This is a genomic window from Cellulosimicrobium cellulans (assembly GCF_042723955.1).
Lineage (GTDB): Bacteria > Actinomycetota > Actinomycetes > Actinomycetales > Cellulomonadaceae > Cellulosimicrobium > Cellulosimicrobium cellulans_H.
The window spans coordinates 24,207-37,273 of sequence record NZ_JBHXIC010000044.1; the positions used below are offsets into that span (position 1 = coordinate 24,207).

The window sequence follows — 13,067 nt, forward strand, 5'->3', positions numbered from 1 at the left end:
ACTCGATGAGGAGGACACGCACATGCTGCGATCCCGGAAGATCTCGCTCGTCGCTGCCGTGGCAGCGCTCCCACTCGCCCTGGCGGCGTGCGGGGGCTCCGGCGGCAGCGGGGGGTCCGACGACCAGACCCTGACGATCTGGCACTACGAGAACGAGGACTCCGCCATGGGCCAGGCCTGGGCCAAGGCGATCGAGATCTTCGAGGAGGAGAACCCGGACGTCGACGTCGTCGTCGAGAAGCAGACGTTCGAGCAGATCCAGAAGAACGCCAAGATCGTGCTCACCGGCAACGACGTGCCCGACGTCATGGAGTACAACAAGGGCAACGCGACCGCCGGCCAGCTCGCGGCGCAGGGCCTGCTCACCCCGCTCACCGACGCGGCGACCGAGCGCGGCTGGGACGAGAAGCTCAGCGGCTCGCTCCAGACGACCGCGACCTACGACGACCAGGGCCTCATGGGCTCGGGCGAGTGGTACGGCGTCCCGAACTACGGCGAGTTCGTGCAGGTCTACTACAACAAGGACATGTTCGCCCAGTACGGCCTCGAGGTGCCGACGACGCTCGAGGAGCTCGAGTCCGTCATGCAGGCTTTCAAGGACCAGGGCGTGACCCCGCTGGCCGAGGCAGGCGCCGAGTACCCGATGGGCCAGCTCTGGTACGAGCTCGTGCTCGCGAACTCCGAGCGCGACTTCATCGACCAGTACCAGCTCTTCGACGGCGACCCGGACTTCCACGGCCCGGAGATGACGCAGGCGACCGAGAAGCTGGACTCCTGGATCAAGGACGGGTACGTCGCGTCCGACTCCGCCGCGCTGACCGCCGAGGACATGGGCGTGTCGTTCATCAACGGCACCTACCCGATGATGGTCTCCGGCTCGTGGTGGTTCGGCCGCATCGTCGAGGAGATGGACGCCGACTGGGGCCAGTTCAACTTCCCCGGCAACACGCTGCAGGTCGGCTCGTCCGGCAACCTCTGGGTCGTCCCCGCGAACGCGGACTCGCCCGACCTCGCCGAGGAGTTCATCGACATCACGCTGCGCCCCGAGGTGCAGAACATCCTCGCCGAGAAGGGCGGCCTGCCCGTCGCCGGTGACGCGTCCGTCATCACGGACGAGCGCACGCAGCAGCTCACCGAGAACTTCCAGGCGATCCTCGACGACGACGGCCTCGCGTTCTACCCCGACTGGCCCGTGCCCGGCTACTACGACGTGATCGTCAGCGAGCTGCAGTCGCTCATCAACCAGTCGAAGTCGCCGACCGAGGTGCTCGACGGCCTCGAGTCCGCGTACGTGGACGGCAAGGCGGACCTGCTCGACAGCTGAGCGGACGCACGCCCGGTCGGCCGGGGCCGATCCCACGATCGCCCCGGCCGGCCGGCCCCCCACCCGAGGACCTCCCGCGAAAGAGACCGTCATGACCACCCGCACCGACACCGTGCCCGAGGCCGAGCCCGGCCCCGCGCGCGAGGCCACCCGCGCGAACGCGGCGCCGCGACGTCGTCGCCGTCCCGCCTGGGTGCCCTACCTGCCCTACCTCCTGCCCGGCGCGGTGGCGTTCGTCGTCGTGATCGGCTACCCGTTCGCGATGAACGTCTACTACAGCCTGTTCAAGTGGCGCGGCGGCATGGCGCCGATGCGCTGGAACGGGTTGGGCAACTACGCCGACCTGATGAACGACTCGGCGTTCTGGACCTCGTTCCAGAACTCGATCGCGATGATCCTCGCGATGGTCGTCGCGCCGACCGTCATCGGCCTCGTCCTCGCGGCCGTGCTGTTCGACTACCTCGGCCGCCGGTTCGGGCCGCGCGTCGCGGCGTTCCTGCGGGCGACGTACTACCTCCCGCAGATCCTGCCCGTCGCCGTCGCCGGCGTGCTGTGGAACTGGATCCTCAACGCCCAGACCGGTGCGCTCAACGTGATCCTGCGCGGGATCGGCATCGAGAACCCGCCCAACTGGCTCGGCGACACGACGACCGCGCTGCCGAGCGTCATGCTCGTGCTCATCTGGGTGCAGATCGGCTACCCGGTCGTCATCTTCATGTCCGCGCTCCAGCGCGTGGACCCCGAGCTGTACGAGGCGGCCGAGCTCGACGGCGCGGGCTGGTGGCGCCGCTTCCGGGCCATCACGATCCCGCAGATCCGCCCGGAGACGTTCGTCGTGACGCTCACGTGCACCGTCGCCGCGCTCAAGGTCTTCGGCCCCATCTACGTGCTCACGCGCGGCGGGCCCGAGAGCTCGACGCTCGTCCCGAGCTACTACTCGTACCTGAACTTCTTCGACAAGTCGAAGGTCGGCTACGGCGCCGCGGTGGCGACCGTGCTCACCCTCGTCATCATCGTCGTCGCCGTCGTGATCCTCGCGCTGCAGAGCCGCGCCGAGCGTCGTGAGCAGGAGGGCCGCTGATGTCCACCGTCACCACCACCCCGACCGCGGGCACGCCCGCGGGGTCCGCGACGCCGTCCGGCAAGCGGCGCACCGTGCGCGCCACGCGCCAGGACGAGCGCTACCGTCACGGAGCCGGCCGCTGGTTCGTGCTCGCCGCGGCGATCCTGGTCGCCCTGCTCATGCTGTCGCCGTTCGTCATCATGGTGCTCAATGCGTTCAAGTCCCCGGCGGAGTACTCCCAGGACGGCCCGCTGAGCATCCCGAAGGAGCTGTACCTCGAGGGCGTGCAGAACTTCTGGACGCGGACCAACTTCCCGCAGAAGCTCTGGAACTCCGTCTTCATCTCGGCGCTCGTCGCCGTGTTCGGGACGCTCCTGTCGCTGCTCAGCGCGTACGCGATCGGCGTCGGCCGCATCAAGGGCCGCCTGTGGATCGTCACGATCTTCCTGGTGGCCAACATGCTGCCGCAGGAGGCGCTCATCTACCCGCTGTTCGACATGGCGCAGAAGGTCGGCCTGTCGAACTCGCAGTGGTCGATCATCATCATCTTCACCGTCATCCAGGCGGCGTTCGGCACGTACCTGCTCGCGTCCGTGCTCGGCACGTTCCCGCCCGCGCTGCTCGAGGCGGCCCAGCTCGACGGCGCCGGCCGCTGGCGCATCCTGTGGCAGGTCGTCTACCCGATCGTCAAGCCCACGCTGGGCGTCCTCATGATCTTCTTCTTCATCTGGACGTGGAACGAGTTCTTCATCCCGCTGGTCATGCTGACGACCAACGACACCCAGACGATCCCCATCGCCCTCGCGTCGCTCCAGGGCGACCGGATGATGGACGCCCCGACGACGAACGCGGGCGCGCTCGTCTCGCTCGTCCCGGCGCTGATCTTCTTCCTCATCTTCCAGCGCACGCTCACCCGGGGCGTCACGGCCGGCGCCGTGAAGTGACGCCTCCCGCGTGACGCCACGCCGCCCCGGGCCCGGCCCCGGCGGTCACCGAGACTCCTGAACGCACCGACGAAGGAAGCACCACCCATGAAGTTCACCGACGGGTACTGGCAGGTCCGGCCCGGCATGCACCCGCTCTACGCGGTCGAGGTCGACGACGTCCGCGCGGACGAGGCGGCCGGCACGCTCACCGTGTACGCGCCGACGGCGAAGATCCGCGGCCGGGGCGACACGCTCAACCGCCCGATGCTCACGACGACGTACTCCTCGCCCGCGCCCGGCGTGATCCGCGTGCGCGTCGAGCACCACCAGGGCGCGGTGCGCCGGGGCCCGGCGTTCCAGGTGACCGGCGAGCCCGGGTTCCGGCCCGAGGTCGAGGTGCACGACGACGTCGCGGTCCTGCGGTCCAAGGACCTCGCCGTGCGCGTGCACCGGGGCGACCGGTGGCGCGTCGACTTCGAGGCGGACGGCGAGGTGCTCACGTCCTCGCTGCCCAAGTCGGTCGGCCACGTCACGGCGGACGACGGCCGGGCGTGGACGCACGAGCAGCTCGCGCTCGAGCCGGGCGAGCTCGTCTACGGCCTGGGGGAGCGGTTCGGCCCGTTCGTCAAGAACGGCCAGGTCGTCGACATCTGGAACGAGGACGGCGGCACGTCGAGCGAGCAGGCGTACAAGTCCGTGCCGCTCTACCTGACGACCAAGGGCTACGGCGTGTTCGTCGAGCACCCGGAGAAGGTGTCGTTCGAGGTCGCGTCCGAGGTGAACACGCGCGTCCAGTTCTCCGTCGAGGGTCAGGCGCTCGAGTACCTGGTCATCCAGGGCCCGACGCCCAAGGACGTGCTGCGCCGGTACACCGCGCTCACCGGCCGCCCCGCGCGCGTCCCGGCGTGGTCGTTCGGGCTGTGGCTCACGACGTCGTTCACGACGAGCTACGACGAGCAGACGGTGAACGGCTTCATCGACGGCATGGCCGAGCGCGACCTGCCGCTGTCGGTGTTCCACTTCGACTGCTTCTGGATGCGCGAGTACCAGTGGGTCGACTTCGAGTGGGACCCGCGCACTTTCCCCGACCCCGAGGGCATGCTCCGGCGTCTGCACGACCGCGGGCTCAAGGTGTGCGTGTGGATCAACCCGTACGTCGCGCAGCGCTCGCCGCTCTTCGCGGAGGCCGCGGAGCAGGGCTTCCTCGTCAAGCGCGAGGACGGGTCCGTGTGGCAGTGGGACCTCTGGCAGGCGGGCATGGGGCTGGTGGATTTCACCAACCCCGACGCGACCGCGTGGTACGTGGGCAAGCTCGAGGGCCTGCTGGACCAGGGCGTCGACTGCTTCAAGACCGACTTCGGCGAGCGGATCCCGGTCGACGGCATCGCGTGGCACGACGGCTCGGACCCGCGCAAGATGCACAACTACTACGCCCAGCTCTACAACGAGGCGGTCTTCCGCCTGCTGGAGCGCAAGCGTGGCGAGGGCGACGCGGTGCTGTTCGCGCGGTCCGCGACCGCGGGGGGCCAGCAGTTCCCCGTGCACTGGGGCGGCGACTGCGACTCGACGTATGCGTCGATGGCCGAGTCGCTGCACGGCGGCCTCTCGATGTCGATGTCCGGGTTCGGCTACTGGAGCCACGACATGGGCGGCTTCGAGGGCACGCCCGACCCGGGCGTCTTCAAGCGCTGGACGGCGTTCGGCCTGCTGTCGTCGCACTCGCGCCTGCACGGCTCGGGCTCGGTCCGCGTGCCGTGGGCGTTCGACGACGAGGCCGTCGACGTCACGCGCAAGTTCACGCACCTCAAGCTCTCGCTCATGCCCTACCTCGGCCGCGTGGCCGAGGAGGCGCACACCGACGGTGTGCCGATGATGCGCCCGCTCGCGCTCGAGCTGCCGCACGACCGCGCGGGGTACACGGCCGACACGCAGTACCTGCTCGGTGACGCGCTCCTCGTCGCCCCCGTGTTCCGCGCCGACGGCCGCGTCGAGTACTACGTGCCCGAGGGCACGTGGACGCGCCTCGTCCAGCCCGACGACGGCCCCGCCCTGAGCGAGACCGTGACGGGCCCGCGCTGGGTCACCGAGACCCACGGGTTCGACTCGCTCCCGGTGCTCGTGCGCCCGGGCACCGTCCTCCCGGTGGGCGCCCGCACCGACCGTCCCGACTACGACTGGGCCGACGGCGTCACGCTGCACGCGTTCGAGCTGCCCGACGGCTACGACGAGCTCGTGGTCGTCCCGCCGGCGGACGGCGCGCTGGGGGCGACGTTCCGCGTGCGCCGGTCGGGCGCGACGCTCACGGTCTTGTCCGACGACGCCGTGACGGGCTGGTCCGTGCGGGCCGGCTCCGCGACGGCCGAGGCGCACGGCGCGACGAGCGTGACGATCGACCTCGGCTGACGACGTATCCTGGGCGAGCATGTCATGGAAGCGCTCCCATGACATGCTCGCCCTTGCACTTCCCGCGCGTGCCCCGCTCGCACCCATCGAGACCGCACGAGCACCCACCGACCACCCGTCGCGGACCGCGCCGTCCGCCGACCGAGCAGCGAGGACCCTCGTGACCACCGACACCACCGCCCCCGACGCCGTCGACACGCAGGCCGCGCCCGCGCCGTCGGGCCGCCGGGCGTTCCCGACCGACTTCCTCTGGGGCTCCGCCACCGCCGCGTACCAGATCGAGGGCGCCGCCGCCGAGGACGGCCGCACGCCGTCCATCTGGGACACCTACTCGCACACGCCGGGCCGCACCCTCAACGGCGACACGGGCGACGTCGCCGACGACCACTACCACCGGTGGGAGGAGGACGTGCAGCACATCGCCGACCTCGGCCTCGGCGCGTACCGCTTCTCGATCTCCTGGTCCCGCGTGCAGCCCGGCGGCACCGGCCCGCTCAACCCCGAGGGCGTCGCGTTCTACTCGCGCCTCGTCGACGCGCTGCTCGAGAAGGGCGTCAAGCCCGTCGTCACGCTCTACCACTGGGACCTCCCGCAGGAGCTCGAGGACGCCGGGGGCTGGGCCAACCGCGAGACGGCGTACGCGTTCGCCGAGTACGCCCGCCACATGGCGCGCGAGCTCGGCGACCGGATCGACACGTGGACGACGCTCAACGAGCCGTGGTGCTCGGCCTACCTCGGCTACGGCTCCGGCGTGCACGCGCCCGGCCGCACCGAGCCGGCGGCGGCGCTCGCGGCCGTGCACCACCTCAACCTCGCGCACGGGCTCGCCGTCCAGGCGATCCGCGACGAGCTCGGCGAGGACGCGAGGACGTCCGTCACGCTCAACCTCCACGTCATCCGGCCCGACGACCCGTCGTCGGCCGCGGACCTCGACGCGGTGCGGAAGATCGACGCGCTCGCCAACCGCGCGTTCCTCGCGCCCATGCTCGACGGCGAGTACCCCGCCGACCTGCTCGCCGACACCGCCCACGTGAGCGACTGGTCGTTCGTGCAGGAGGGCGACCTCGAGGCGGTGCGCCAGCCGCTGTCGATCCTCGGCGTCAACTACTACTCGACCGTGCGTGTACGCCACTTCTCCGGCGACGGCGAACGGTCGGAGAACGACGGTCACGGCGCGTCGACGCACAGCCCGTGGATCGGCGTGCACGACGTCGAGTTCGTCCAGCAGCCCGGTCCGTACACCGCGATGGGCTGGAACATCGAGCCCGCCGGCATGACCGAGCTGCTCGTGTCCGTCGCGAAGACCTACCCGCACCAGCCGATGATGGTGACCGAGAACGGCGCCGCGTTCGCCGACGAGGTCACGGTCGACGCCGACGGGACCCCCCGTGTGCACGACGACCGCCGCGTGGCGTACCTGCACGACCACGTCGACGCCGTCGGTGCCGCGATCGACGCGGGCGCCGACGTGCGCGGGTACTTCGCGTGGTCCCTGCTCGACAACTTCGAGTGGGGCTACGGCTACGACCGCCGGTTCGGCATCATCCGCGTCGACTACGACACGCTCGAGCGCACGTGGAAGGACTCCGCGCACTGGTACCGCCGTCTCGCGACGTCGAACGTCCTGCCCGGGGTCGACGAGACCGCCTGAGCCGTTCCGCCCCCGACGCCCGTCCGGAGGTCGTTCCGGGCGGGCGTCGTCGTGCGTGCGCGCCGTCCGGGGCGGCCCGTGGTCGGCCCGCGAGTCAGCCCTCGGTCCCTCCGAGACCGAGGTGACGTTCGTCGCACGTGCGCGGTGCGTGGCGCGACACGCCGAGGGAACGCGACACGCCGACGAGTTCGGCGAGCACCGTGCCCGGATTGGGCCGGTTCGCCCGGTCGTCTGGGAGCAGTTCCCGACGCTCGTGGCTCGCCCTCACGAGGCGCGCGACGGTCCGCACAGGGTGTGGACCGACGTCGTCCCCACCCTGTGGACGGCGTCTCGCGGTCGGCGCGAAGACGCCGTTTCCGGGTCGTCCGGGCGGTGGACGACGGGCTGTGGACGAGCGTCCCGGGGGAGTGTCAGAGGTGCCTGGGACCATGGATCCATGGCGCCTAGCACACCCCGCAGGGTGAAGTTGGACCACGACATCTAGTGCGGTGGCGCGGTGTCGACCACTAGGTATAGTGGTTGCACACCCAGGGGGCCGGAGGCCTTCTGGCGAATCACACAGACGTAGTTCCACCGGTGTCCTTCGAGGTCAGAGACGTTTCTCCCTCCCCGAGGACCGATCCCGGACAGAGCGCGAGAGACGAGGAGTCACCCCATGAGCGTCACGGTCTACAGCAAGCCGGCTTGCGTTCAGTGCGACGCGACGTACCGCGCCCTCGACAAGAAGGGCATCGAGTACACCGTCGTGGACATCAGCCAGGACGCCGAGGCGCTCGAGCTGGTGCGCGGGCTCGGCTACCTGCAGGCGCCCGTGGTCGTCGCCGGTGACGAGCACTGGTCCGGGTTCCGCCCGGACCAGATCAACGCCCTCGCGCAGAAGGTCTCGCCGGTCGTCGCCTGACCGGCCTCCCGGGGCACCGCGAGGCGCCCCGACCACGTACGGAAGCAGGCGGAGCAGGGCAGGACGGAGGTGCGTCCCCGTGGGGTCGCTCGTGTACTTCTCCAGCGTCAGCGAGAACACGCACCGGTTCGTCCAGCGGCTCGACCTGCCGGCCCTCGGCATGGACGTGCAGCGCATCCCGCTGCGTCCGACCGAGGGCTTCCTGCGCGTCGAGGAGCCGTACGTGCTCATGGTCCCGACCTACGGGGGCGGCAACGAGGGCGGTGCCGTCCCGCGCCAGGTCGTGAAGTTCCTCAACGACGTGCACAACCGGTCGTTGATCCGCGGCGTGATCGCCGCGGGCAACACCAACTTCGGCGAGGCCTACTGCATCGCCGGCGACATCATCTCCGCGAAGTGCCAGGTGCCCTACCTGTACGCCTTCGAACTCCTGGGAACAGCCGAGGACGCCGCGCGCGTCCGCGACGGATTGGGACGATTTTGGCAACGACAGTCACGGATTCCGGCGTGAGCGTCGCGGGGGGCGGCACGGTCGCCCAGGTACCCCTGGCGAGCGCGCAGCTCGACTTCCACGCGCTCAACGCGATGCTGAACCTCTACGGCCCGAACGGCGAGATCCAGTTCGACAAGGACCGCGAGGCCGCGCGCGCGTACTTCCTCCAGCACGTCAACCAGAACACGGTGTTCTTCCACGACCTGCAGGAGAAGCTCGACTACCTGGTCGAGAACAAGTACTACGACCCGGCCGTGCTGGCGAAGTACGACCGCGCGTTCGTGAAGTCCCTCTTCGAGTTCGCGTACGCCAAGAAGTTCCGGTTCGAGACGTTCCTCGGCGCGTTCAAGTACTACACGTCGTACACGCTCAAGACGTTCGACGGGAAGCGGTACCTCGAGCGCTTCGAGGACCGCGTCTGCATGGTCGCGCTCGGCCTCGCGGACGGCAACGAGCAGGCCGCGCTCGACATCGTCGAGGAGGTCATCTCGGGCCGCTTCCAGCCCGCGACCCCGACGTTCCTCAACGTCGGCAAGGCGCAGCGCGGCGAGCCCGTGTCCTGCTTTCTGCTGCGCATCGAGGACAACATGGAGTCCATCGCGCGCGGCATCAACTCCGCGCTCCAGCTCTCCAAGCGCGGCGGCGGCGTGGCGCTCCTGCTCTCGAACATCCGCGAGCACGGCGCGCCCATCAAGCACATCGAGAACCAGTCGTCGGGCGTCATCCCCGTGATGAAGCTCCTCGAGGACTCGTTCTCCTACGCGAACCAGCTCGGGGCGCGCCAGGGTGCCGGCGCCGTGTACCTGCACGCGCACCACCCGGACATCCTGCGGTTCCTCGACACCAAGCGCGAGAACGCGGACGAGAAGATCCGCATCAAGACGCTCTCGCTGGGCGTCGTGATCCCGGACATCACGTTCGAGCTCGCGAAGAAGAACGAGGACATGTACCTGTTCTCGCCGTACGACGTCGAGCGCGTCTACGGCAAGCCGTTCGCCGACATCTCGGTCACCGAGAAGTACGACGAGATGGTCGACGACTCGCGCATCCGCAAGACGAAGATCAAGGCGCGCGACTTCTTCCAGACGATCGCCGAGCTGCAGTTCGAGTCGGGCTACCCGTACATCATGTTCGAGGACACGGTGAACAAGGCGAACCCGATCAAGGGCCGCATCACCCACTCGAACCTCTGCTCGGAGATCCTCCAGGTCTCGACGCCGTCGACGTTCAACGAGGACCTCTCCTACGACCACGTCGGCCGCGACATCTCCTGCAACCTCGGCTCGCTGAACATCGCCAAGACGATGGACTCGCCCGACTTCGCCAAGACGATCGACACCGCGATCCGCGCGCTCACCGCGGTCTCGGACCAGACGAGCATCGAGTCGGTCCCGTCGATCAAGCGCGCGAACGAGGCGGGCCACGCGATCGGCCTCGGCCAGATGAACCTCCACGGCTACCTCGCGCGCGAGCGGATCCACTACGGGTCCACCGAGGGCGTGGACTTCACCAACATCTACTTCTACACGGTCGCCTACCACGCGATCGCGGCGTCGAACCGCCTCGCGATCGAGCGCGGTCGCGCGTTCGGCGGCTTCGAGGACTCGAAGTACGCGAGCGGCGAGTACTTCGACAAGTACACGGACCAGGTGTGGGAGCCGGAGACCGAGCGCGTCCGCCAGCTCTTCGCCGACGCCGGCGTGCACGTGCCGACGCAGGACGACTGGAAGGCGCTCAAGGCCTCGGTCATGGAGCACGGGATCTACAACCAGAACCTCCAGGCCGTCCCGCCGACCGGCTCGATCTCCTACATCAACAACTCGACGTCCTCCATCCACCCGGTGCCGTCGAAGATCGAGATCCGCAAGGAGGGCAAGATCGGGCGCGTGTACTACCCGGCGCCCTACCTGACGAACGACAACCTCGAGTACTACGAGGACGCGTACGAGATCGGCTACGAGAAGATCATCGACACGTACGCCGCCGCGACGCAGCACGTCGACCAGGGTCTGAGCCTCACGCTGTTCTTCAAGGACACGGTCACGACGCGCGACGTCAACCGCGCGCAGATCTACGCGTGGCGCAAGGGCATCAAGACGCTCTACTACATCCGCCTCCGCCAGATGGCCCTGGAGGGCACGGAGGTCGAGGGTTGCGTCAGCTGCATGCTGTAGTCGCCTGAGGCAGCTATCGGTTGCCTCGTTGCCCGACGCCGTCGGCCATTCTCCCGCGGAGGCGTGGCCGACGGCGCCGGGTCCGGTCCCACGAAGTCGTCCCGGTCGGTCCGGGGTCAGCAGGAGAGAAGAAGGCAGATGTCGCCCACGGGGAAGCTCAAGCTCATCGATCGCGTGAGCGCGATCAACTGGAACCGTCTCGAGGACGAGAAGGACCTCGAGGTGTGGGACCGCCTCGTCGGGAACTTCTGGCTGCCCGAGAAGGTGCCGGTGTCGAACGACATCCAGTCGTGGCACACGCTCACCGAGCAGGAGCAGCAGCTCACGATGCGCGTGTTCACCGGCCTGACGCTCCTGGACACGATCCAGGGCACGGTCGGCGCGGTGTCGCTCATCCCCGACGCGATCACGCCGCACGAGGAGGCGGTGTACACCAACATCGCGTTCATGGAGTCGGTGCACGCCAAGAGCTACTCGTCGATCTTCTCGACGCTGTGCTCGACGCGCGAGATCGACGACGCGTTCCGCTGGTCGGAGGAGAACCCGAACCTCCAGCGCAAGGCCGAGATCGTCATGGAGTACTACAAGGGCGACTCGCCGCTCAAGCGCAAGGTCGCGAGCACGCTGCTCGAGTCGTTCCTCTTCTACTCCGGCTTCTACCTCCCGATGTACTGGTCGTCGCGCGCCAAGCTGACGAACACGGCCGACCTCATCCGCCTCATCATCCGCGACGAGGCCGTGCACGGGTACTACATCGGCTACAAGTTCCAGAAGGGCCTCGAGAAGCTCTCCCCGGAGGAGCGCGACGAGCTCAAGGCGTACACGTTCGAGCTGCTCTTCGAGCTGTACGACAACGAGGTGCAGTACACGGAGGACCTCTACGACGGCGTCGGGCTCACCGAGGACGTCAAGAAGTTCCTGCGGTACAACGCCAACAAGGCGCTCATGAACCTCGGCTACGAGGCGCTCTTCCCCAAGGACGAGACCGACGTCAACCCGGCGATCCTCTCGGCGCTGTCGCCCAACGCCGACGAGAACCACGACTTCTTCTCCGGGTCCGGCTCGTCGTACGTCATCGGCAAGGCCGTGAACACCGAGGACGACGACTGGGACTTCTGATCCCCGCACGACCCTGAATGCCGACGAACGGCCGTCCTCCTGCGGGGGGGGCGCGCGGGGGCGGGCGCGGTCTGGGGGGGGGGGGGGCGAGCGGGCGCGGCGGCGGCGAGCGGGGTGGGGGGGGGGGCGGGGGCGAGCGCGGCGGGGGGGGGGGGCGGGGGCGGGCGGGCTACCAGGGGTCCGCCCCCCCGGCGGGCCCCGCGCCCGCGCGCGCCGCCGCCGCGCTAGCCCCACCTCGTCGAGCCGCGGTCAGTCGTTCGGGCGGGACTGTGCGCCCTCGACGGGCGGGTCGGCCGACCACGGGAACGTGATCCAGAGGTCGGTGTCCTTCCACGAGTAGTCCGGCTGGATGATCGTGCGCGGCTTGGTGTACAGCACCGCGGACCGCGCCTCGGCGCCGTGGGTGCTCAGCATCTCCATGACCAGGGCGAGCGTGCGGCCCGAGTCCGCGACGTCGTCGACCACGAGCACGTGCGCGCCCGGCAGGTCGGACGTGTCCATGAGCGGCGGGAGCACGCGCGGGTCGGTGAGGGTCTGGCCGATGTCGGTGTAGAACTCGACGTTGAGCGTCCCGACGCCCTTGGTCCCGAGCGCGTACGCGACCGCGCCGCCGGGCAGGAGGCCGCCGCGCGCGACGGCGACGACGACCTCGGGCCGGAATCCGCTCGCCACGACCTGCTCGGCGAGCTCGCGCGCGGCGACGCCGAACGTCTCCCACGTGAGCACCTCGCGCTCCGGCGGGACGGCGAGGCTCGCCGACGGCGCGTCGTCTGGCACGGAGGGGACCGGGGTCGTGGAGGCGTCCGTCATGGATCGAGCGTACGTCGCGCGACACGCGGGCTCTGCCGGTCCAGGTCCCGGCGGTCCGGGACCCACGGCCCGGACGCCCGACCCGTACCCGCGACCCGTACCGACGCGACGAGGGCCGCACCCCCCCCCCGGGGGGGGGCCCCCGACGCCCGGCTGCGGCGGGGGGGCGGGGGGCTCGCCCCGACCCTGGGCCGCACACAATC

General features: G+C 69.5%; 10 protein-coding genes. 9 read left to right on the forward strand and 1 reads right to left on the reverse strand.

The window, feature by feature from the left end; all coding sequences use genetic code 11:
- Positions 1 to 22 precede the first annotated feature (22 nt).
- The 9 genes from ACFWH7_RS13095 to nrdF all read left to right on the forward strand — a co-directional run bounded on the left by ACFWH7_RS13095 (position 23) and on the right by nrdF (position 12,054).
- On the forward strand, positions 23 to 1,324 hold the full coding sequence (locus ACFWH7_RS13095; protein ID WP_378216945.1) for an ABC transporter substrate-binding protein: 1,302 nt from the start codon (positions 23 to 25) through the stop codon (positions 1,322 to 1,324).
- A gap of 91 nt (positions 1,325 to 1,415) precedes the next feature.
- Positions 1,416 to 2,405, forward strand: a complete 990-nt coding sequence (locus ACFWH7_RS13100; RefSeq protein ID WP_378216946.1) for a carbohydrate ABC transporter permease — start codon at positions 1,416 to 1,418, stop codon at positions 2,403 to 2,405.
- Positions 2,405 to 3,331 (forward strand): carbohydrate ABC transporter permease, encoded by a 927-nt coding sequence (locus tag ACFWH7_RS13105; protein ID WP_378216947.1) that lies wholly within the window; start codon positions 2,405 to 2,407, stop codon positions 3,329 to 3,331. Before ACFWH7_RS13100 ends, ACFWH7_RS13105 begins: the two co-directional genes overlap by 1 nt.
- A gap of 87 nt (positions 3,332 to 3,418) precedes the next feature.
- The gene (gene yicI, locus ACFWH7_RS13110) at positions 3,419 to 5,716 is read left to right on the forward strand and encodes an alpha-xylosidase (RefSeq protein WP_378216948.1); all 2,298 of its coding nucleotides are present in this window, start codon (positions 3,419 to 3,421) and stop codon (positions 5,714 to 5,716) included.
- 160 nt (positions 5,717 to 5,876) lie between these two features.
- A complete protein-coding gene (locus tag ACFWH7_RS13115; protein ID WP_378216949.1) occupies positions 5,877 to 7,367 on the forward strand; it encodes a GH1 family beta-glucosidase in 1,491 nt (496 codons plus the stop codon).
- A 655-nt stretch (positions 7,368 to 8,022) separates the two neighbouring features.
- Positions 8,023 to 8,268 (forward strand): glutaredoxin-like protein NrdH, encoded by a 246-nt coding sequence (nrdH, locus tag ACFWH7_RS13120; RefSeq protein ID WP_205205937.1) that lies wholly within the window; start codon positions 8,023 to 8,025, stop codon positions 8,266 to 8,268.
- 79 nt (positions 8,269 to 8,347) lie between these two features.
- On the forward strand, positions 8,348 to 8,779 hold the full coding sequence (gene nrdI, locus ACFWH7_RS13125) for a class Ib ribonucleoside-diphosphate reductase assembly flavoprotein NrdI (protein ID WP_021480850.1): 432 nt from the start codon (positions 8,348 to 8,350) through the stop codon (positions 8,777 to 8,779).
- On the forward strand, positions 8,776 to 10,935 hold the full coding sequence (gene nrdE / locus ACFWH7_RS13130) for a class 1b ribonucleoside-diphosphate reductase subunit alpha (protein ID WP_378216951.1): 2,160 nt from the start codon (positions 8,776 to 8,778) through the stop codon (positions 10,933 to 10,935). The genes nrdI and nrdE overlap by 4 nt, the downstream gene beginning before the upstream one ends.
- A gap of 138 nt (positions 10,936 to 11,073) precedes the next feature.
- Positions 11,074 to 12,054 (forward strand): class 1b ribonucleoside-diphosphate reductase subunit beta, encoded by a 981-nt coding sequence (gene nrdF / locus ACFWH7_RS13135; RefSeq protein ID WP_378216952.1) that lies wholly within the window; start codon positions 11,074 to 11,076, stop codon positions 12,052 to 12,054.
- Positions 12,055 to 12,303: 249 nt separating this feature from the next.
- On the opposite strand, the gene ACFWH7_RS13140 is transcribed toward nrdF, so the two are convergent.
- On the reverse strand, positions 12,304 to 12,864 hold the full coding sequence (locus tag ACFWH7_RS13140; RefSeq protein WP_378216953.1) for a phosphoribosyltransferase: 561 nt from the start codon (positions 12,862 to 12,864) through the stop codon (positions 12,304 to 12,306).
- Positions 12,865 to 13,067 lie beyond the last annotated feature (203 nt).